The sequence below is a fragment of the Vibrio aquimaris genome, assembly GCF_009363415.1.
Classification (GTDB): domain Bacteria; phylum Pseudomonadota; class Gammaproteobacteria; order Enterobacterales; family Vibrionaceae; genus Vibrio; species Vibrio aquimaris.
On record NZ_CP045351.1, the window covers coordinates 276,697 to 296,265 of the forward strand.

At 43.0% G+C, this 19,569-nt stretch carries 19 protein-coding genes and 1 pseudogene; 6 read left to right on the forward strand and 14 right to left on the reverse strand.

The features are described 5' to 3' along the window. Positions 1 to 6: 6 nt before the first annotated feature. Genes FIV01_RS15815 through FIV01_RS15835 form a run of 5 tightly spaced genes read right to left on the reverse strand, consistent with a single transcriptional unit; the run spans position 7 to position 5,843 of the window. Positions 7 to 1,137 (reverse strand): enoyl-CoA hydratase/isomerase family protein, encoded by a 1,131-nt coding sequence (locus tag FIV01_RS15815; protein ID WP_152431963.1) that lies wholly within the window; start codon positions 1,135 to 1,137, stop codon positions 7 to 9. An 8-nt stretch (positions 1,138 to 1,145) separates the two neighbouring features. Next, positions 1,146 to 1,934: an enoyl-CoA hydratase gene (locus FIV01_RS15820; protein ID WP_152431964.1), complete on the reverse strand. Its 789-nt coding sequence runs from the start codon at positions 1,932 to 1,934 to the stop codon at positions 1,146 to 1,148. 18 nt (positions 1,935 to 1,952) lie between these two features. Beyond that, positions 1,953 to 3,107, reverse strand: a complete 1,155-nt coding sequence (locus tag FIV01_RS15825) for an acyl-CoA dehydrogenase family protein (RefSeq protein ID WP_152431965.1) — start codon at positions 3,105 to 3,107, stop codon at positions 1,953 to 1,955. A gap of 11 nt (positions 3,108 to 3,118) precedes the next feature. Next, positions 3,119 to 4,612: a CoA-acylating methylmalonate-semialdehyde dehydrogenase gene (locus FIV01_RS15830; protein ID WP_152431966.1), complete on the reverse strand. Its 1,494-nt coding sequence runs from the start codon at positions 4,610 to 4,612 to the stop codon at positions 3,119 to 3,121. Positions 4,613 to 4,631: 19 nt separating this feature from the next. Beyond that, positions 4,632 to 5,843, reverse strand: a complete 1,212-nt coding sequence (locus FIV01_RS15835) for an acetyl-CoA C-acyltransferase (RefSeq protein WP_152431967.1) — start codon at positions 5,841 to 5,843, stop codon at positions 4,632 to 4,634. A 246-nt stretch (positions 5,844 to 6,089) separates the two neighbouring features. Between FIV01_RS15835 and FIV01_RS15840 the strand changes: the two genes are divergently transcribed. From FIV01_RS15840 to FIV01_RS15860, 5 genes are read left to right on the forward strand one after another with little or no spacing between them, the layout of a single operon-like run. After that, positions 6,090 to 6,467, forward strand: coding sequence for a MerR family transcriptional regulator (locus tag FIV01_RS15840; RefSeq protein ID WP_114786443.1), 378 nt, complete (start codon positions 6,090 to 6,092; stop codon positions 6,465 to 6,467). A 56-nt stretch (positions 6,468 to 6,523) separates the two neighbouring features. Beyond that, positions 6,524 to 7,693, forward strand: coding sequence for an isovaleryl-CoA dehydrogenase (locus FIV01_RS15845; RefSeq protein WP_152431968.1), 1,170 nt, complete (start codon positions 6,524 to 6,526; stop codon positions 7,691 to 7,693). 10 nt (positions 7,694 to 7,703) lie between these two features. Beyond that, a complete protein-coding gene (locus FIV01_RS15850) occupies positions 7,704 to 9,308 on the forward strand; it encodes a carboxyl transferase domain-containing protein (protein ID WP_152431969.1) in 1,605 nt (534 codons plus the stop codon). A gap of 9 nt (positions 9,309 to 9,317) precedes the next feature. Then, positions 9,318 to 10,130, forward strand: a complete 813-nt coding sequence (locus FIV01_RS15855; RefSeq protein ID WP_152431970.1) for an enoyl-CoA hydratase/isomerase family protein — start codon at positions 9,318 to 9,320, stop codon at positions 10,128 to 10,130. Beyond that, the gene (locus FIV01_RS15860; RefSeq protein WP_152431971.1) at positions 10,127 to 11,032 is read left to right on the forward strand and encodes a hydroxymethylglutaryl-CoA lyase; all 906 of its coding nucleotides are present in this window, start codon (positions 10,127 to 10,129) and stop codon (positions 11,030 to 11,032) included. Before FIV01_RS15855 ends, FIV01_RS15860 begins: the two co-directional genes overlap by 4 nt. Here the strand turns inward: FIV01_RS15860 and FIV01_RS15865 are convergent. From FIV01_RS15865 to accD, 5 genes and pseudogenes are all read right to left on the reverse strand, one after another. Further along, positions 11,012 to 11,947 (reverse strand): DMT family transporter, encoded by a 936-nt coding sequence (locus FIV01_RS15865; protein WP_152431972.1) that lies wholly within the window; start codon positions 11,945 to 11,947, stop codon positions 11,012 to 11,014. The genes FIV01_RS15860 and FIV01_RS15865 overlap by 21 nt on opposite strands. 113 nt (positions 11,948 to 12,060) lie before the next feature. After that, positions 12,061 to 12,768, reverse strand: coding sequence for an AraC family transcriptional regulator (locus FIV01_RS15870; RefSeq protein ID WP_152431973.1), 708 nt, complete (start codon positions 12,766 to 12,768; stop codon positions 12,061 to 12,063). Between the two features lie 198 nt (positions 12,769 to 12,966). Beyond that, positions 12,967 to 13,218, reverse strand: a complete 252-nt coding sequence (locus FIV01_RS15875; protein ID WP_114786396.1) for a DUF6482 family protein — start codon at positions 13,216 to 13,218, stop codon at positions 12,967 to 12,969. A gap of 84 nt (positions 13,219 to 13,302) precedes the next feature. Continuing rightward, positions 13,303 to 13,914 (reverse strand): OmpA family protein, encoded by a 612-nt coding sequence (locus tag FIV01_RS15880; protein WP_152431974.1) that lies wholly within the window; start codon positions 13,912 to 13,914, stop codon positions 13,303 to 13,305. A 19-nt stretch (positions 13,915 to 13,933) separates the two neighbouring features. Continuing rightward, positions 13,934 to 14,674, reverse strand: a pseudogene (accD, locus tag FIV01_RS15885) (acetyl-CoA carboxylase, carboxyltransferase subunit beta); the annotation flags it as partial. Positions 14,675 to 14,818: 144 nt separating this feature from the next. On the opposite strand from accD, the gene FIV01_RS15890 reads away from it, so the two are divergent. Then, a complete protein-coding gene (locus FIV01_RS15890; protein ID WP_152431976.1) occupies positions 14,819 to 15,712 on the forward strand; it encodes a LysR family transcriptional regulator in 894 nt (297 codons plus the stop codon). Between the two features lie 78 nt (positions 15,713 to 15,790). On the opposite strand, the gene FIV01_RS15895 is transcribed toward FIV01_RS15890, so the two are convergent. The 4 genes from FIV01_RS15895 to FIV01_RS15910 form a co-directional block, all read right to left on the reverse strand. After that, positions 15,791 to 16,357, reverse strand: coding sequence for a GNAT family N-acetyltransferase (locus FIV01_RS15895; protein ID WP_152431977.1), 567 nt, complete (start codon positions 16,355 to 16,357; stop codon positions 15,791 to 15,793). Positions 16,358 to 16,555: 198 nt separating this feature from the next. Next, positions 16,556 to 17,884, reverse strand: a complete 1,329-nt coding sequence (locus FIV01_RS15900; protein WP_152431978.1) for a hypothetical protein — start codon at positions 17,882 to 17,884, stop codon at positions 16,556 to 16,558. A 151-nt stretch (positions 17,885 to 18,035) separates the two neighbouring features. Continuing rightward, positions 18,036 to 18,809 (reverse strand): substrate-binding periplasmic protein, encoded by a 774-nt coding sequence (locus tag FIV01_RS15905; RefSeq protein ID WP_152431979.1) that lies wholly within the window; start codon positions 18,807 to 18,809, stop codon positions 18,036 to 18,038. Between the two features lie 247 nt (positions 18,810 to 19,056). Continuing rightward, positions 19,057 to 19,563 (reverse strand): GNAT family N-acetyltransferase, encoded by a 507-nt coding sequence (locus tag FIV01_RS15910; protein ID WP_152431980.1) that lies wholly within the window; start codon positions 19,561 to 19,563, stop codon positions 19,057 to 19,059. Positions 19,564 to 19,569 lie beyond the last annotated feature (6 nt).

Here is a 19,569-nt window from a genome sequence, read left to right on the forward strand (position 1 = left end):
TTATTTTTAGTAGTGACCAAGGGACGCTAATGGGTGGTCATTTTCATCCCATAATGAGCTAAACAAGTTGTTGATCGTGCCTGTATCAACGTTGTCGACTCGACTATATCGCCATTTAGGCTGGTTATCTTTATCAATTAGGCGGGCTCTCACACCCTCACGGAACTCGCCAAGCAAACAGCTGCGAACAGACAAGCTGAGCTCAAGACGAAAACAATCTGCCAACGACAAATCACGATATCGTGTCAATTGGCGATGACAAACATGCGCTGTAATCGGGCTGCCCAAAGCATGATTGCTTTTGGCGATTTCTATCCATTTCGTCTCTCCAGACAACCCGAGAATATTTTCACTCACTTGAGTAACACTTTCTGCATTGCATGCTTGTTTTATTTCATCAATAAAAGGCAGCATTTGCGAATCAGGCTGGTGCCCATTGACTCTATTATTCAATTCATTGAGAAGTACGCTCACTTCTTGATACACATCTTCAATGTCTGACCAAAGCGCGTCTTTGAGACAAGAGAGTAAATCCGCTTTGTCATCAGCACGAACAATGTGATCGGCAAGCCCAATACCCAATGCGTCAGTGGCGTTGACCATAACCCCTGTCATACCAAGAAATAGTCCAATTCCGGGATCTAACTTATTCAAGAACCATGTGGCCCCAACATCTGGGTAAAGCCCGATACTAATCTCCGGCATAGCGAGGCGACTTTCTGGAGTAACCACCTTATGGCTAGCCCCCATAAAGAGTCCCATACCACCGCCCATCACAATACCCTGTCCCCAAGCAATGATGGGTTTGCAGTAAGTATGGATCAAGTAATCGCATTCATATTCAAGTTTGAAGAAAGAAGTGCAATAAGATGCGATCTCTTCGGTAGAACCGCGACTCATCTTATCGTGCATAGTACGAACATCACCACCAGCGCAAAAAGCTTTCTCTCCCTGCCCCTCAAGGAAAACACAAACTATGTTATCGTCTTCATGCCAGACCTCTAGCTGAGTTTTAAGCTGCATCAACATGTCATAGTTGAGAGCATTTAACGAAGGTGCATTATCAAGCGTTGCAACACCGATCTTTGCATTTCCTTCTTTACACTTTAGCTCTTCAAAACGAACCAATGCTGTCATACCTCCCCCTATCTATTTTTCCATTGAGGTGGACGCTTCTCCAAAAAGGCATTCACGCCTTCCGTCTGATCCTCTGTATCAAATAATTGGATAAACAATTCACGTTCTCTGACTAATCCATGAGCCAAGGGATTGGTTCTGGTATTTTGAATCAAAGATTTACAGGCTGTCACCGAGGATGGTGATTGATTAGCAACCATTTCTGCAAGACTTATTGCCGCATCTAGCGCATTGCCTTTACTGACAACTTCCTCGACCAATTTAATATTTAGAGCTTGCTCTGCTGTGACTTGCTCTCCGCACAAAATCATGCGTTTCGCCCAACCTTCACCCACCAAAGCTGTTAGGTTTTGTGTTCCCCCAGCACATGGAAGCAGGCCAACTTTCGCCTCTGGGAGCGCCATCACAGCTTGCTCTTCGGCGATACGAATATCACAAGCGAGTGCAACTTCTAATCCCCCTCCCATGGCATAACCGTTAATTGCAGCAATGGAGACGCCTCTAAAGCTCGATAAAGCTTCAAATGCCGCGCCAAAAAGGCGTGACATATCAACCGCTACTGCTTTATCACCACTGGCAAAAAGTTTTAAATCGGCTCCAGCAGAGAAAAACTTCTCCCCCTGCCCAGTTAAAACTAACGCATAAACGTCTTTATTATTGTTCAACGCTAAAACCAGCTGTTTAAGCTCTGTAAGGCTGTCCGCTGTCCAAGTGTTAGCTGGCGGATTATTCATGGTGACAATTGCCACATGATTTTGGATAGTGTGCTCAATGGCACCGCTCTCTGAAATATTCATTGTAATCTGTCCCTAAAATTAAAGTAGCTGAGAGCCTTCTGCTAGCACACGGCGAGCAATAATCAGACGCATGATTTCATTGGTTCCTTCGAGGATTTGATGAACTCGAACATCCCTAAAATGGCGTTCCATCGGATACTCTTTAATGTACCCGTACCCGCCGTAGAGCTGTAAAGCCTGATCGCAAATTTTAAATCCAACATCTGTCGCAAACCGTTTCGCCATCGCACAATATGCCGTAGCTTCCGAGTCCTTATTATCTAATTTGCTCGCCGCTAAACGCACCATTTGTCTCGCCGCAACCAACTCAGTGACCATGTCAGCCAATTTAAATTGCAAACCTTGAAAGTGAGCCAGCTCTTTACCAAACTGCTTTCTTTCTTTGACGTATTGCAAGGCCTCATTAAGTGCCTGCTGCGCTGTACCAATAGAACAAGTCGCGATGTTTATACGTCCGCCATCTAAGCCTTTCATCGCAATAGAGAACCCTTCCCCTTCTTCGCCTAAACGGAAGTGCTCTGGCACCACAACATTATCAAAGGTAATCGCGCGAGTAGGCTGACTGTTCCAGCCCATCTTAGGCTCTTTACGTCCATAACTTATTCCATCAGCATCTGCTGGAACAATAAACGCTGAAATGCCTTTTGCCGATTGGTCTCCTGTACGCGCCATCACGACAAGAACATCCGTATCGCCTGCGCCAGAAATAAAGGCTTTACCACCATTTATAACGTAAGTGTCAGCCTGTTTTTTTGCGCTTGTCGTCAGCGATGCAGCATCTGAACCCGCATTCGGCTCAGTTAAACAGTAGGATCCGAGCCATTCTCCAGAAATCAGGTTTGGACAAAAAGACTGTTTGGCCTCTTTAGAGGCAAAACTCGCAATCATCCAAGTCACCATATTATGAATGGTCATAAATGCCGTGGTTGACGTACAGCCCATGGCAAGTTGTTCAAAAATAATCGAAGAATCTAGCCGGCTTAATTGCAGTCCACCTTCATCTTCCGGTGTATACAAACTTAGAAAGCCCAATTCTCCAGCGGCTTTAATGACATCCTTTGGAAATACTTGTTTTTCATCCCACTCTGCTGCCATGGGAGCAAGTTGCCCCATGGCAAACTGCTGCGCCGTTTCGGCGAACGCGCGCTGGTCTTCATTTAATTCAAAATCCATTTCGCCTCCCGCTATCGCAACTGAATGGTTAGGTTTGGCCCAGTCGGGATATCGTCATCAAACCAACGTGAAGTAACCGTCTTGGTTTCGGTATAGAATCTAACGGCTTGCTTTCCGTATGCATGTAAATCGCCATAAAAACTGCCGCGCCAGCCTGTAAATGAGAAGAAAGGCAATGGAACTGGAATAGGGACATTAATTCCCACTTGTCCAACTTGAATTTCATGCTGATATTTGCGTGCTGCTGCGCCATTAGCAGTAAATATTGACGTCCCATTCCCATATGGATTGTTATTGATTAGCTCGATGGCCTCATCTAGGGTATCGACTTCCATGCACACTAACACAGGTCCAAAAATTTCCTGCTCGTAGATGGACATATCTGTAGTAGCACCTGTAAACAGCGTTGGACCCAACCAATTTCCTTGTGGCATTCCTTCAACATTGCATTGAGTTCCATCTAGCTGGCATACAGCGCCTTGAGCTTTACCTTCCTCAATGAGCGCTACCACGCGATTTTTCGCTTCTCTGCTGATAAGCGGACCATATGCCGCTTTATCGTCATTCCAAGCACCGGGCTGCATCTTCGCCATCTCTGTTTTCAGGTCTTCGATCCATTCTTTTGTGCTACCCACAAATACAGCCACTGAAATCGCCATACAGCGCTGTCCAGCGGCACCGACTGAGCTACCAACCAAGTTGTTGATTACCTGCGCCTTATTCGCATCAGGCATAACGACCATATGGTTCTTTGCCCCTGCAAAAGCCTGAACTCGTTTGTTGTAGTCAGTGCCCGTTTTGTAGATGTACTGAGCAACAGGAACAGAGCCGACAAAAGAAACAGCGCGAATAACAGGATGCTTTAGCAGAGTGTCAACTTGCTCTTTTCTGCCATGAACGACTTGCAATACCCCTTTAGGGGCACCGGCTTGTTCAAATAGTTCTGCTAACCTCATCGCCGTAAGCGGCACCTGCTCTGATGGCTTAAGAACAAAAGTATTTCCGGCTGCAATGGCTAGTGGGAACATCCACAAAGGGATCATGGCTGGAAAATTAAACGGTGTAATACCACAGCAAACACCAAGCGGTTGAATCATTGAGTAAGAATCAATATCTGTTGCAACATTCTCAACTGTCTCACCCATCATGTTACTGGCAATATTGGCTGCTTGTTCAACGACTTCAATCCCTCGCCAAACATCACCTTTCGCATCAATTAAAATTTTGCCTGTTTCTTTTGAAAGTAGCTCTGCAAGCTCATCATGATGCTCTTTAAGTAAATGCTGATAACGAAGCATGACACGGGCGCGCTCTGATATCGCCACGTCCTTCCATGATTTAAAGGTCTCTGCAGCATTTTTTATTGCATGTTCCATTTCTTGTTCTGTTGCACATGGAACCTTAGCAATCACTTCGCTTGTGGCTGGATTTGTGACCTCAACCCACTCGGTTGTTTGAGACTGGCAGAATTCTCCACCAATGAATAAGGGAACTGACTGAATCATTATTGTTTTTCCTTGTCTTTTATAATGGTATTTCTATTCCAATAGCGGTTGCTTCACCACCACCAATACACAGTGATGCGATACCCTTCGTCACACGTTTTTCATTCGAACTGCCATCACCACTTAATTTTTGAAGCTGACGCAAGCTATGAATCAAAGTCACGATAATTCTTGCACCGCTTGCCCCAATCGGGTGACCTAGTGCACAAGCTCCGCCTTTTACGTTCACTTTTTCACTATCAAGACCAAGTTGCTTCACGGCAATCTGAGTTACGACAGCGAAAGCTTCATTGATTTCCCACAGATCTACTTCATCAATATCCCAATCAAGCTGGGAGAGCAAATGCTCAATAGCGTGCACTGGTGCAATAGTAAATTCAGATGGTTGACGAGCATGAGTAGCATGCCCCTTGATTATCGCTAGTGGTTTCAAGCCTTTTTGCTGAGCCAACTGTCCATCCATAACGACAAGCGCTGCAGCCCCGTCAGAAATGGCGCTAGAGTTTGCCGCTGTGATAGAGCCATCTTTAGCAAAAGCAGGTTTAAGTTGTGGAATTTTTTCTGGCTTTATAGATGGTGGTTGTTCGTCATAATCCAGCACTTCGCCATTTCGCAAAGATACAGAGACCATTTCATCATCGAATAACTTTTGCTGCTGAGCTTGCATCGCTCTGCCAACAGAAAGTGATGCCCACTCATCCATGTTCTGGCGCGTAAACTCCAACTTATCCGCAATTTGTTGACCAAATACGCCCATCAACTCACCTTGATAAGCATCCTGAAGACCATCAAGGAACATGTGATCGTAGCTGGATTTGTGCCCCATGCGCATCCCAGACCGTGCTTCTTTGAGAAGATAAGGGGCATTGGTCATACTTTCCATACCACCAGCAAGGACACAGTTAGCACTTCCAGCTCGGATAAGATCATGTGCCAGCATCACGGATTTCATTCCTGACCCGCACACTTTGTTGACCGTCGTACACCCGACTGCTTCATCCAAACCTGCACCTAGCGCAGCTTGTCTTGCTGGCGCTTGACCTGTTCCTGCTGGTAACACACACCCCATGTACACTTCGTTTATCAATCCAGCAACTTCCGGGTGCTCTTCAACAGCAGCTTTGATTGCCATAGCCCCTAGCTGAGGCGAAGAATATTCAGATAGCATGCCTTGAAAGCGACCCATTGGGGTTCTCTTCGCCGCTACGATCCAAATCTCTTTCTGTTCCATTCCCTACTCCTCATGACGGTTTAAAAACGGCTCAGCCCATCAAGCAACTGCGTTGCGACTGTCTTAAGCATCACTTTTACTCGTTAGGCCATTAAATTTTTGCACGTTTATTCCTTGACGTTTACGTAAGCATAGCACTAACATTTACGTTAACGTAAACAAACACATTCGCAAACTGTAAAATCTTTTTTACCGTCGTAGCGTACAGTGTGATTGTCTATCACCAAACTTGGGGAGTTTCACCTGGTGGGAACCTACAAAATCAGCGAGCTCGCAAAAGAGTTTGATATCACAACAAGAAGTATCCGCTTTTACGAAGATATGGGCCTTATTCAACCTGAACGCAAAGGAAGTATGCGCGTCTATCAACGTAGAGACAAGGTTCGTCTCAAACTAATTTTACGAGGAAAGCGTCTGGGTTTTTCGCTCGCCGAGATCCGTGACTTGTTGGAACTTTACGATACAAATCAGCTGGATACTCAATTAATAAAAATGCTCAAAATCATCGACGACAAGGAAGCCGTACTCAAACGTCAGTTGGAAGACATCACCATAGTCTTAGAAGATTTGAATACTGCTCGAAAACGATGTGAAGAGGCTTTAGAGCGTTCTAAAGCAAGTTGAACTGTCATCAATAATGGATGTTGTGCTTAACAGAAAATCAGCCAATCGGAGGCGATATGATATCTCAATACACCCCTCTCAATTTCGGACTCGACGAGTCAATCAACATGTTGAGAGAGCACGTCAATGCTTTTGCTCGAGAGCAGATAGCCCCTATTGCGGCTAAAGTGGACGAAGAAAACCAGTTCCCCAACCATCTTTGGGCTGAAATGGGAGCAATGGGATTGCTTGGTGTCACGGTTGATGAAGAGTTTGGTGGTGCTGGCATGGGCTATCTTGCTCATGTGGTGGCGATGGAGGAAATAAGCCGCGCTTCAGCTTCCGTTGCTTTGAGCTATGGTGCACATTCAAACTTATGTGTGAACCAAATATTTCGCAATGGCAACGCTGCCCAACGAGAAAAATATCTACCGAAACTCGTTACTGGTGAGCATATTGGTGCTTTGGCGATGAGTGAGCCTAATGCTGGCTCTGACGTGGTGAGCATGCAACTTAAGGCCGAGCTTAAAGGTGATCACTACGTACTTAATGGCAACAAAATGTGGATCACTAACGGTCCAGATGCTCATGTTCTTGTCGTGTACGCAAAAACCGACCCTTCCGCAGCATCGAAAGGGATCACTGCTTTTATCATAGAAAGTGATTTTGAAGGCTTTAGCCACGCTCAAAAGCTCGACAAACTGGGGATGAGAGGGTCCAATACCTGTGAGCTGGTATTCAACAACTGCAAAGTTCCAGTTGAAAATGTCCTAGGTGAAGTAAATCAAGGCGTAAAAGTTCTTATGAGCGGTTTGGATTATGAACGTGTTGTACTTGCAGCAGGTCCACTTGGCATTATGCAAGCCTGTCTTGATCTCGTGGTTCCTTATGTCCATGACCGCAAGCAATTTGGTCGCTCTATTGGCGAGTTTCAGCTAATCCAAGCCAAGGTTGCAGACATGTACACCCGAGCCAATGCTGCTCGATCTTATGTTTATGCTGTGGCAAGTGCATGTGACAGAGGAGAAACGACCAGAAAAGACGCAGCTGGAGCTATCTTATACAGCGCCGAAATGGCGACTCAAATTGCCCTAGATGCTATCCAGTTACTTGGTGGCAACGGCTATATCAATGAATTTCCTGCCGGACGTTTATTAAGAGACGCAAAACTCTATGAAATTGGTGCAGGAACGTCAGAAATTCGCAGGATGCTTATTGGGCGTGAGCTGTTTGAAGAGTCACGCTAACGAGGATGTTATGGCAGTCATTAAAACTAAAATAAAAACCGATTCCCCATTGTTTGTTAAAAACCAGCAAGCAATGACCGGGCTTGTAGAAAAACTCAGTGCGGATCTAGAGAGCCTAAAGCAAGGTGGAGGCCCGAAAGCTGTCGAAAGACAGCGCAAGAAAGGAAAATTACCTGTTCGCGAACGTATCGATCTTCTGCTTGATCCTGGGTCAGACTTCTTAGAAGTAGGTCAATTTGCGGCATGGGAAGTATACGAAGAGTCCATCCCATGTGCTGGTGTCGTGGCAGGAATTGGCCAAATCAAGGGCGTGCCATGTATGGTTCTGGCAAACGACCCTTCTGTTAAAGGTGGAACTTATTACCCACTCACCGTCAAAAAACACCTTAGGGCGCAGGAAATTGCGGAACGCTGCAACCTACCTTGTGTCTACTTGGTCGACTCTGGCGGTGCTAACCTCCCCCATCAAGCCGAAGTGTTTCCTGATAAAGATCATTTTGGGCGAATATTCTTTAATCAGGCGCGTATGTCAGCCAAAGGCATACCACAAATTGCCGTTGTGTTAGGTCCTTGTACTGCGGGGGGCGCCTATATACCTGCTATGGCAGATGTGTCTGTAATCGTTAAAAAACAAGGCACAATTTTCTTGGCAGGTCCTCCGCTTGTCAAAGCAGCCACTGGTGAGGTTGTGACAGATGAAGAGCTTGGCGGTGCCGATGTTCACTGTAGGAAATCTGGTGTTGCCGATTACTACGCAGAAAATGAGCAACAAGCGATGCACATGGCTCGTGAAGCACTATCAAGCTGTAATCAAGTGGCAAATCAGGCCCCTATCGACAAAGTTCTCCCTCCTAGACTGCCAGTTGAAGAAATATATGGCATCGTCAATTCGGACCTACGCCTGTCTTTCGATGTTCGAGAAGTGATTGCCCGCATCGTCGATGACTCAGACTTTGATGAGTTTAAAGCCTTATTTGGTACAACCCTCGTTTGTGGATTTGCTCGAATTGAAGGTAGACTGATCGGGATCGTCGCCAACAATGGCATTTTGTTTGCTGAATCCGCACAGAAAGGTGCCCACTTTATCGAGCTGTGCGCAAAACGTAAGATTCCTCTGTTGTTTTTGCAAAACATAACTGGTTTCATGGTTGGGAAAAAAGTTGAGGAAGGAGGCATTGCCAAACACGGCGCTAAGCTTGTTATGGCAGTGGCCTGCGCCGATGTACCTAAATTTACCATTATTATCGGCGGCTCATACGGTGCTGGTAATTATGGAATGTGTGGCCGAGCATATGACCCTACTCTAATGTGGATGTGGCCCAATGCCAGAATATCTGTGATGGGCGGCGAGCAAGCAGCTGGAGTTCTAACCCAAGTCAAACGCGAGGTGTTGAAGCGCCAAGGCGAACCATGGTCTGACATTCAAGAAAATCAATTCAAGAAAGGAATTGTCGAATTGTATGAGCAGCAAGGACACCCTTACTACGCTAGTGCAAGACTGTGGGACGATGGAATTATCGACCCAAAACAGACCCGTGATGTATTAGCACAAGCACTCAAAGCGGCGGCTCAAGCGCCTATTCCTGATAGTCAGTTTGGTATCTTCAGAATGTAAGGAAACGGTATGAACAACACCAAGGATAGGACATACCTAGACTGCCATATTGATTCACGTGGCGTTGCAACCTTAACGTTAAATCGCATTGATAAGCACAATGCCTTTAACGCAGAGGTAATCGAAGCATTAATTGAATCCATCGAATCACTGGCTCATGACGAGTCAGTTCGATGCCTAGTGCTGCAAGGAAACGGCAAACATTTTTCTGCCGGTGCTGATTTGGCATGGATGAAGTCTATGGCAAGTAAAACTGAGCAAGAAAACCGACAAGACGCATCTAGGTTAGCGTTTTTGATGCAATGTTTGGACAATTTTCCACATCCAACTCTTGCTCTTGTCCACGGCTGCGCCTTTGGCGGCGCTTTAGGACTAATATGTTGCTGTGATATTGCGTTGGCAGATAACAGCGCACTCTTTTGTCTCAGCGAAGTCAAATTAGGCTTAGTACCTGCAACTATTGGCCCGTACGTGAATCGTAGTATTGGAGCTCGCCAATCAAGGCGCTACATGTTGACGGCCGAACGATTTGATGCAGCGCAAGCTCTAAATATGGGGCTAATTCATGAAGTGGTGTCTTCAGAGCAAATAAGCGAGCGCAGAGAGCATTTGCTTTCTCATCTACTTGTTAACAGCCCTGTTGCAATAACAAAGACTAAGCTCCTTATTCAAGAATGCGAGTCTAAACCATTGGCGCATGAGCTGATTGATTATACTAGTGAGCTTATTGCAAAAGTTAGGGCCTCAGAACAGGGGCAAGAAGGACTGAGCGCATTTTTTGAGAAGCGCTCTGCGAGCTGGGTAAGTGAGGGACAACCATGATCCCAAAAACAGATCTGCCTCAGTCAGTAAAAATTGTTGAAGTTGGACCTCGTGATGGCCTGCAAAATGAGAAAGCAGTATCAACAGAAGCTAAAGTAAAGCTCATTGATCAACTGTCATCATGTGGGCTTAAATTTATTGAAGCAGGTGCATTTGTTTCACCCAAGTGGGTGCCACAGATGGCGGACTCATTAGAGGTGATGCAGCAAATTAAGCGTCAGCCTAATATTCGCTACAGCTCCCTAGCCCCTAATTTAAAGGGATTAGAAACCGCAATAACGGCCAAAGCCGATGAGGTTGCTGTATTTACATCGGCATCTGAAGGGTTTTGCCAGAAAAACATCAATTGCTCCATTGCAGAAAGCTTGGAGAGGTTTAAGCCCGTCATCGCGCAAGCACGTGCTCAAGACATTCCCGTACGGGGGTATTTGTCTTGTATCCTTGATTGTCCTTACGACGGGCCAACCGATCCAAACGAGGTCGCGAAAATTGCTCGCTCCCTGATTGATCTAGGTTGCTATGAGGTATCTCTCGGCGACACCGTAGGCACAGGCACGCCGATGCGAACAGCTAAAGTTATTGATGCTGTAAGTAAGCAAGTTCCACTTGAGCGCATCGCCGTTCACTTTCATGACACCTATGGGCAGGCATTAGCTAATATTTACCAATCCCTGCAAATGGGTGTTAAAGTGATAGACAGCAGTGTTGCTGGACTTGGCGGTTGCCCATATGCTGCTGGGGCTTCCGGTAATGTCGCCACCGAGGATGTCGTTTACCTGTGCCATGGCTTAGGTATAGAGACTGGAATCGATCTACACCTGCTTGCTCAAGCTGGTTGGGAAATCAGTGATACGCTGGGTAGAAAGCCGACATCCAAAGTATCACTCGCTTTGCAGCGCTAGATGAGACTTGCTTTTGGGTTGATATGATTGCAATAGTAAACACATCATAATCAGCCCTATACCTATCAATCCAAGCGCTTCAATACGCTCACCAACTATACTTAACGCAAATACAGTCGCAACAACAGGTTCAAAAAGCGTAAGTAAACTTGCTTGACTTGCTGACACCACTTTTAAGCCATACCCAAAGCAAACATACCCTAAAAACATTGGTACCAATGCCATATATAAAGCAACTGAGGTACTTAATTGTGTGTCAAATAGCCCATCCCCAGTAAAAATAAGTGAGGGGATAAGAAATACAGCACCTAAACCAAAAACACTTCCCATCGCAGATTTTGAATTCGCCCCTTTAGTGATTAGATCTCTCGCCACCCATGCATAAATCGCGTAAGTCAAACCGGCTAACAACCCTAGGCTAATACCAATATGGTGATTTATCTCAGACGACTCCATAGCGACAGAGGAGTCTGAAAAGACCAGTAAACTTATGCCTAATGTGCCGATAAAAAGACTAAAGATCCAAAGTAAATCCACTGTGGTATTTTTGCTAAAAAGACGTTCTATGATGGCAACAAATAATGGCGCACTAGATATAGACACGACCGTACCAATAGCGACTCCAGCCATCTTCATCGAGGTATAAAAAGCAAGAGGATAAACCGCTAAGGCTAAGGCTCCAATACAAACTAGCCACTTGTTTTCATTCAATATCATCCTATCGCTGATGATTGTTTTTCGCGCTAGCAATGCTAATAAGAAACCGCCTAAGCCCATAGAAAATCCACCAATCGCCAAAGGGCTCACATTGGGGATCAATGAAGCAGCCGTTCCTGTTGTTCCCCAAAGCAAAGACGAGAATAAAATCAAACCTATGCCAATTTTTCTCTGTTTTTGATGTACCATGAGTGTCATTACCATTTTCTTTTGTATGTAGTTAATACACAAATGATAATGAAAAAGATTAGATAAACTTTGCAGATAAGACACTAAAGTTGGCTTTAGAGACTCAACAGTTAATCAAACATTCAACCACGCATTGCTTTAGGTGAAAGACCAAAAAACAGAGAAAACCGCCGACTAAATGCCGACAGGTCGGAATATCCAACCGCTTCAGAGATCAATTGAACTGGCATATCAGTGTGAGTTAATAAAGCTTTCGCCTTTTCCATACGCTGCTTGGCAACATATTGCATCACGCTTTGACCTGTAGAAAGCTTAAACAACTTCTTAAATTGTGTTGGACTAAGGCAAGCCTTTGCAGCTAAAGAGTCAATGCTAATTTCATCACTGAGATCCTTGTCTATAGCTTGTATTGCTAGTCGAATTCTACGATCTATCTTCATGTCACAAGATTGTTGAAGCATAAGCTGATTGAACATAGACATCATAGATTCTTCAAGAGTATCTTCGACCCTATGTTGTAGCTGAGACTCGACAAACGATAAGTAGGATAGGAGAGGCGCCGATATGGGAAATACCAAACTTGTCGTATCAAGTAAATTTGATGGTAACTCGTTTAAGTCGGCAACAACAAACCGAGCGGATTCATGGGCGCGAAAGTGGTGACAGATTCCCGAAGGAATGACAACGCACTCGCCAACAGAAACGCTTCCTACGTAACTATCAAGTTCAATATCGATTGCGCCAGCTATCGGCAAAACCAATTGATGGTAGTCATGTGTGTGACCATGCTTCTGACGGGTATACGCTCGTATAGAAAGGCTATTTTTCACGATCGAGTCATATTCCTTGATGCTGAAATATAATAATCAATAAAAATTCAAAAAAGACAAATGCATTATGAATAATACATCTTGCTGAGCATACACATTTATGGATACGAATATTTTAATGATCGTATTTGCGAGATACTAATACAGAGAAGGCCAACACCGCAAGAGTGTTGGCCTAACAGCTTTAATTGGAGTCGCTTAGTACCATTGAAGGTCTGTTTTGAGAGGGATACCCGCTGCGATATTTTCACCACACATTTCGTCGTACGCGCTAAGGTGAACCAGGCAAGCACTATGGTACTGCTGGTCTTTGAAATGCTCCTTCGCTTGACATAAGCTCGAAAATTTAAGTGGGTCATGATTGCCATCGCGCAGTAACATCTTCTCGTCACCATCTACCGAATAAGCTAAATAAATTCCACCTTCCAATGATTCGATTTGCAATTCCATTTTGTTTTCTCCACTGTGAGTCTATGGTTTTGTACGTTGTGGATCAGAAAATTGATTACTTAAACGCGATTTGTCATCATCAGCTTACCTACTAATGATAAATTCAACCCTAGTATTTGCGTTTCGGCCTTCTTGGGTATCACTCGCCTCTACGGGGTAAAGGTTCCCTCGTGCGAGTACTTTTATCCGGCTTTTATCAATGCCTCTACTCTCTAGATATTTTGCGATAGAGTCTGCTCGTTGCTCGGCAAGATCCAGCTCTTCACTCTCTGGTAAACCAGAATCATTGAGTACGATAACCTTAACTTTCGCTTGATCGTTATCAAGAAGTGTAAAAACCACATCGTTAAACTTATGAGTAAACGATGAGTTCAGCGAGTAACCATCGACATCGAAAAGTGCAGTCCCACGTGTTTCATCGACTGTGATCATCTCAGGAATGCTTTTATCCTGTTCTTCACTCGCCTGCGCCCAAATATCACCCAGGCTGGCTTCCGCTTTGAGTTTTTCAATCTGTGCTTTTAGGCGATCGATTTCAATATTGAAAAGGCGATTACAGTTTAAACGTTCACGTTTTCCGCCACCAAAGGGGATCACCACTTGAACATACGCACCAACCTCATCCTTATTTTCGATATTGGCCGAATAGTTTGGAGTGGTAACACGGTTGTAATCACTATCTTCAGTGACACCCATCAAGCCTGCTTGAACATAAGAATTCGTCGGGCAATTGCTGGCGAACCGTTTGCTCAATAACCCGCCTGCCAGCGAATCCAATTCTTGCCCTTGGTTCGGCAATATTAACGTCTCCTAACATAGCTAAACTTGCCGATACCCCACCAAAGGTCTGGTCTGTTAAGACCGATATATAAGGTAGTCTCAAATCAGATAAACGCCCCAAAGCTGAACTGGTTTTTGACATTTGTAGTAGTGACATCAAGGACTCTTGCATCCGTGCCCCGCCACATGCTGAAAAACATACCAGTCCACACTTCTCGGCTATTGCTGTTTCAACAGCAGCAACAAACCGAGCTCCTACCACCGAGCCCATTGATCCCGCCATAAATGAAAATTCAAAAGCACAAGTGACAATAGGTAACCCATACAACTCACCTTTTAATACGGCCAGTGCATCCTTCTCTCCGGTCTGTTTTTGGGCGACTTTTAGACGCTCTTTATATTGTTTAACGTCTTTAAATCCGACGATATCTCTGGGTTGTATATCACCTCCCATTTCCATTAGTTCGCCTTGATCTAAGAAAGATGCCAATCGCTCACGAGCAGGCATTCTCATATGGTATATACACTCCGGGCATACATACAAATTTTGTTCAACAAACGCTTTATATAATGTCTTAGTACAGTTGGGACATTGCATCCATACACCGTCTGGTATCTCAGCCTTGCGTCTTTTAATTATATTATTACTTGGTACTAATTTCTCTAACCAGCTCATTGTTATCTTCGCTCATCTATTTCAGTTTATAACTGCCAGTATCTTATTGGCACGCAGACATGGTAAAAGGATTGTATCGGGCGAATTTAAGTAATAAAGTCGCTATTTTTAAATTTATAATCTCAAAAAATGCGACAGTTGAAGATGATAGATAAGGTTGAGCAGCAATGGTTAAAAAGCTTTCACTGTGTTTATGAGAACAATAGTTTTAAAAAAGCCTCTGAGTTTCTTGGGTTACCGACATCTAATGTTAGCCGTCATATCGGTTTACTTGAAAATACGCTTCACACTCGACTATTTAATAGGACCACTCGTAAAACTTCACCCACTCCAGCGGGAGATCAGTTGTATGAACAAACTCAACCTTTGCTCTTACAGCTTGATAACGCATTAAACCAAGTGACTGAGTACAGCCATGATGCATTTGGTCAACTTAGAGTGCTCATGCCAGATTCTCCTCAATTGGCAGAAGCTGTGGTATCTTTTTGCGTTGAACACCCGTCAATATCATTATGCTGTGACACAAACTTAACCCCCAACCAAGATTTTCTGAACGGGTTTGATGTCTTTCTCAGTTTCCATAGAGGCAACTTACCAGACAGCAGTTGGATAGCACGGGAGATCACTCGCTGGACCAGTACAGTGGTTGCAGCCCCAAAACTACTGCGCACTTACTCAAAACCAAATAAGTTGAGTGACTTGCACCATATCCCATGCATTAGCACGTTTTCTGTGTTAAGTGGGCCCCCCTGGGTCTTTAAACTTCAAAAAGGAGAAACTATTACCCAGAGAATTCACTCTACTTATAGAGTCAACAGTGGTCAGCTTGCCAAACAAGGGGCAATGGCTGGCTTGGGCGCTGCAATATTACCGTTGCCATTTTGCCAAAATGAAATCGATAAAGGGTTACTCACCGAACTTCATCTAGAGTATGAAGCCGAAGATCTCGTGCTGTATGCCTTTTATTCATCCAGAAAACATCTAGCAAAAAAAGTTGGATCATTTATCGAACACCTTCAGAAAAGTGTTCATCGCTAAAGCGCTGTACCAGCCTAGGCTAAGATCTCTAATCAGTGTTCACTAGCACACAAGGCGCTTAGTCTCGATGGCAATAGACTACCCTTTAACCAAATTAAGCACACTGCTCTGGGATCGCGAAGTTGATTCAAGTAACTTCTCGGGCGAGTTCCAAGAATAAATCAGCTCTGGGACTTGGGAACCACAAGGTGTATTCCAAGTTCTTTCCTGTTTAAAGTGCCCCCCCAACCACTCACAAAAAGTAATCGCTCTGCGATTACTTTTTACAACATTCACATAAATACCATTATTAGGGAAGTGCTTCTTAACCCACTGCGCTACATGACTAACTAATTTAACGTCCAACCCTTTTCCTAAGTAATACTCATCGATGTGTAATGCATCAATAATTGTTCCCTTTTCATAGTCATGGTTACCGAATGCACATATAAACCCGCAGAGTAATCCACCTTCTTCAAGCAGTAGAACATGTTGATTATAAGGAGGGTTGATGAGGCGAGTTTGCCAAACAGCTCGGCGATCGGCGAGGATATCAAGATCTAAATATTTCGGTTCCAAAGCATCCTGATAAAACATTTTCCAACTTTGAGCCTGCAGTGAAGCCAAACGTTCATAATCTTCATATGCAGCGACTTTTAATTCCATCTGTAAACCCTGTAAATTTTCCATAATCCATTAAGGCTCATACAGTTAAGTACACCAAATGTACGACCTGCCAAGTTTAGTCGAGATTATAGTGCCTTTCACCAGAACATAGCGAAAAATCAACGTCAATATTTTGATCTATGATTCGAAAGAAGGAAGTCTATCATTGTGTAATGATTAACTATGTTATTTGCAAATCTAACTTAGGCTTGATAACTCATTCTTAGCGATTAAAACCCTATTCTTAATAAAGAAATAAACGTCATTAATTTTATCTATACCTACAATACTATATCTTGCTGCGAATTTTATAATGCTATCATAGTCTTTATCCATTTCTCTTATATTCAACGTTTTTATTCTATTTTTCAAAAACTCACATTCAGATTTGTTATGAATGGTTACATAATTTGAATAAAAATCTCGAGTTGCTTTTCTTCCTAATGTTGTGTTGGCCCCACCATTTAGTCCTCTTAAATAATGACCAAAATTAAGCATAGTACTATTCTTTGTTCCAGGAGAAAATCTAAGACTTTTTAGCATTAATTTAAGTAAATTGACATCCTGTGTCAGTAGATATCCGACTAATAGCTCAAGGTTGAAGTCATTGTTAAAGTGAGACTGATGAGTTTTAAATTTTGAAACAATATAATCATGATCTATTTTTCCAAAAACCGTCTCACCATGATAATTAAATGTACCAACATTTTTTGTATGCAAATCATCCTCAACAAGCAAATATGATAATACAGCAATAGAGAGTAAGCCTAGTTTAGAAGGGTAACCATTTTTTCCTAGCTGCGTCTTTAGTTCACTGAACTGGTTTAGTCCTTTTGAACAAATTCCACAAATCTGATTACTATCATCAAGCATGATAAGTGACTTAGAAGAACGATCACCAATAAATTTTTGCCATATTAGAGAATATAAAATTTCTGATAAAGCATTGATTTTTTCTTCACTGCCGTCAGTTAAAGACTTTCCAAAGTACATGTCGTTTGTACTTTTATGCTGATACATAGTAACTGTATGTGCCGACGAGTTTAAGTCTTTAACCTTGTTTAAATCACTTTTAAATATGCTAAACCCGCTAGCAATCATTCTTTCTGGTGGTACAGAGTTTCCTTCAAGCAACTTATTCTGATACGGTTTAGTATATTGTGCATCTCTAGAAATTATTTTGTTATGTGCAGATTTTACGTATGTTCTTAATGAAGCAGAGTTATTGCTTCCGCCATTGAGGACCTTCGCATGTTTAAAGCAATCTTTTTGACTATTATCTTTTATTATTTTATTAAGTGTTCCTGGTTTTACAGAGGCAGACAAATACTCTGATATCAAACCACCAATATATATAGGCTGGGACTTCTCTACATAGCTCTTCAATATATTCGCTCTAACTTGACCAGCTTTTCCGTGATTTTCAAAATGCAACCAATCACTCATTCGGCTTCTTTCAGCCCCCTTCCCATTTGAATTATTATATTGATCTATAGATTGAAGGATTAAGTCCTTATTATATATCATATTAATTTCCACTACTGAAAAATTTAATTTCAATAAAAAGTTTAGTTGAATAATGGTCAATAAGAAGGATTTATTAACAAAAAACAAAATAAAGAAATCTAAGTAAAAAAAAACGGGAGGTTAACTCCCGCTTGTCTATGAAACTCTTACACTATTTCAAATATTCTTGAATGATTTTATCCACTTCACCGCTCGCTTTCATTTCCGAAAGAATTTTGTGATACTGTGACTTGAAATCATCTTTGAATGGGAATTTATCGCCTTTGGTAGCAAATCCTAGGAAGCCTTGCTCTGAACTGATTGTCGCACCTTCTACAATGCTTGAGCCGTTATACTTGCCTTCCTTCTGGAGCTTTTTGAGCTCCCACTGTATCGACAAGGCGTCGTTCATATAACAGTCCACACGCCCAGCGATAAGCTTGAGTAAGTTCTTAGGCGTTCCTTTCGTCTCACTGAGTTTTATCTTCCCAGCTTTAACAGCAGCTTTGAACTCATCTCCGCCTGCAGAAAATCCTGAGTTGTTACCAATGGTCAATCCCATGTAGTCACCAGGCCAGTTAGGTCTCGGTGAGCTGAGAACAGATTTCTGGCACACTACAACAAGTTTTTCATCCAATATAGACATGTCGTATTCCATATACGGACGCTGCTTTGGACGTTTGTAGGGAGGATACAAGGCAAAATTTTTGCCCCCTTCTATCTCAAGTAGTCCTCGTTTCCACGGAACACCTTTTATGGTTACATTGTAGTCAGGCATTTTCTCGAAAATGCGCTCTAGAATGACCGTATATATACCAGTCATGCGACCGCTATCAATGTAAGAATATGGTGGATAAGAGTCATCCCCAAAAACGGTAACATTGGTTTTTGCAAGGACTGAGGTAGAGGCTAGAACTGTACAAAGTAGAGCTAAGGTTTTTTTCATAGTGACTCCGAACACTGTTCCTTCAGCATTAATAGATACTAACGGTAAGTAATAGTGCATGGTTAGGTTAAGTCAAGACTACAAACTGCACTAAGAGCATACAAAAACCCTCTAAATTTTTGTAACTCTATAATTTTTATATTCTTTATTTATTGTTCACTAAAACACAGCGAAAAAAATTTCCAGAAAAATCCCGATATAGAAATACAAATGTTTAGACTACGAGCAATGATTCAAGCTTGTTTTACTAACTCAAGCATAGCTTAAACTCAATACAGTCAATCGGAACACCATGCAATTCAGCATAGTTTGATACCAATCCCACGGCTTTAAAACCGTTGGTTTTGAGTACTCTTTGCGATGCAATATTTTCTGTTGAGGCATAAGCTAGTAGCTCTTTAATGCCAAACTTTTCTACTATTCGCACCATATTAGTCACCGCATAGTTGGCGATTCCACGATTTGCGAACGCTTGACCGACTCGATAACCAATATGTGCCTGATGTTTATTGCTGTCTATGTTAGATACATTGATCCTTCCAACCAAGTTCCCTTTATCATCAATAATTAACATTGGGATTAAAGTTCTTGCTTTATACTCAAGTAAAAACAATTGGATATGCTCTGTAGTTCCCAATAAAGAATAAAACTCGGGCTCTCGGGGAGGAATCATAGACTCGAACCAGTCTCTATTCTCAAGTTCAAACTTAAGGAGTTTTTTATCATGCTTTTTTGACAATAGTTCTAAACGCATATCAAG

What these genes read in the sequence shown, in the direction of transcription:
- FIV01_RS15850 (WP_152431969.1), top strand. Translation starts at nt 7,704, where the DNA reads ATGGCAGTCATTAAAACTAAAATAAAAACCGATTCCCCATTGTTTGTT.
- FIV01_RS15910 (WP_152431980.1), bottom strand. Translation starts at nt 19,563, where the DNA reads ATGCGTTTAGAACTATTGTCAAAAAAGCATGATAAAAAACTCCTTAAG.
- FIV01_RS15875 (WP_114786396.1), bottom strand. Translation starts at nt 13,218, where the DNA reads ATGGAATTGCAAATCGAATCATTGGAAGGTGGAATTTATTTAGCTTAT.
- FIV01_RS15815 (WP_152431963.1), bottom strand. Translation starts at nt 1,137, where the DNA reads ATGACAGCATTGGTTCGTTTTGAAGAGCTAAAGTGTAAAGAAGGAAAT.
- FIV01_RS15835 (WP_152431967.1), bottom strand. Translation starts at nt 5,843, where the DNA reads ATGGAACAGAAAGAGATTTGGATCGTAGCGGCGAAGAGAACCCCAATG.
- FIV01_RS15825 (WP_152431965.1), bottom strand. Translation starts at nt 3,107, where the DNA reads ATGGATTTTGAATTAAATGAAGACCAGCGCGCGTTCGCCGAAACGGCG.
- FIV01_RS15860 (WP_152431971.1), top strand. Translation starts at nt 10,127, where the DNA reads ATGATCCCAAAAACAGATCTGCCTCAGTCAGTAAAAATTGTTGAAGTT.
- FIV01_RS15830 (WP_152431966.1), bottom strand. Translation starts at nt 4,612, where the DNA reads ATGATTCAGTCAGTTCCCTTATTCATTGGTGGAGAATTCTGCCAGTCT.
- FIV01_RS15895 (WP_152431977.1), bottom strand. Translation starts at nt 16,357, where the DNA reads ATGGAATTAAAAGTCGCTGCATATGAAGATTATGAACGTTTGGCTTCA.
- FIV01_RS15900 (WP_152431978.1), bottom strand. Translation starts at nt 17,884, where the DNA reads ATGATATATAATAAGGACTTAATCCTTCAATCTATAGATCAATATAAT.
- FIV01_RS15905 (WP_152431979.1), bottom strand. Translation starts at nt 18,809, where the DNA reads ATGAAAAAAACCTTAGCTCTACTTTGTACAGTTCTAGCCTCTACCTCA.
- FIV01_RS15845 (WP_152431968.1), top strand. Translation starts at nt 6,524, where the DNA reads ATGATATCTCAATACACCCCTCTCAATTTCGGACTCGACGAGTCAATC.
- FIV01_RS15880 (WP_152431974.1), bottom strand. Translation starts at nt 13,914, where the DNA reads ATGGGTGTCACTGAAGATAGTGATTACAACCGTGTTACCACTCCAAAC.
- FIV01_RS15890 (WP_152431976.1), top strand. Translation starts at nt 14,819, where the DNA reads ATGATAGATAAGGTTGAGCAGCAATGGTTAAAAAGCTTTCACTGTGTT.
- FIV01_RS15865 (WP_152431972.1), bottom strand. Translation starts at nt 11,947, where the DNA reads ATGACACTCATGGTACATCAAAAACAGAGAAAAATTGGCATAGGTTTG.
- FIV01_RS15820 (WP_152431964.1), bottom strand. Translation starts at nt 1,934, where the DNA reads ATGAATATTTCAGAGAGCGGTGCCATTGAGCACACTATCCAAAATCAT.
- FIV01_RS15855 (WP_152431970.1), top strand. Translation starts at nt 9,318, where the DNA reads ATGAACAACACCAAGGATAGGACATACCTAGACTGCCATATTGATTCA.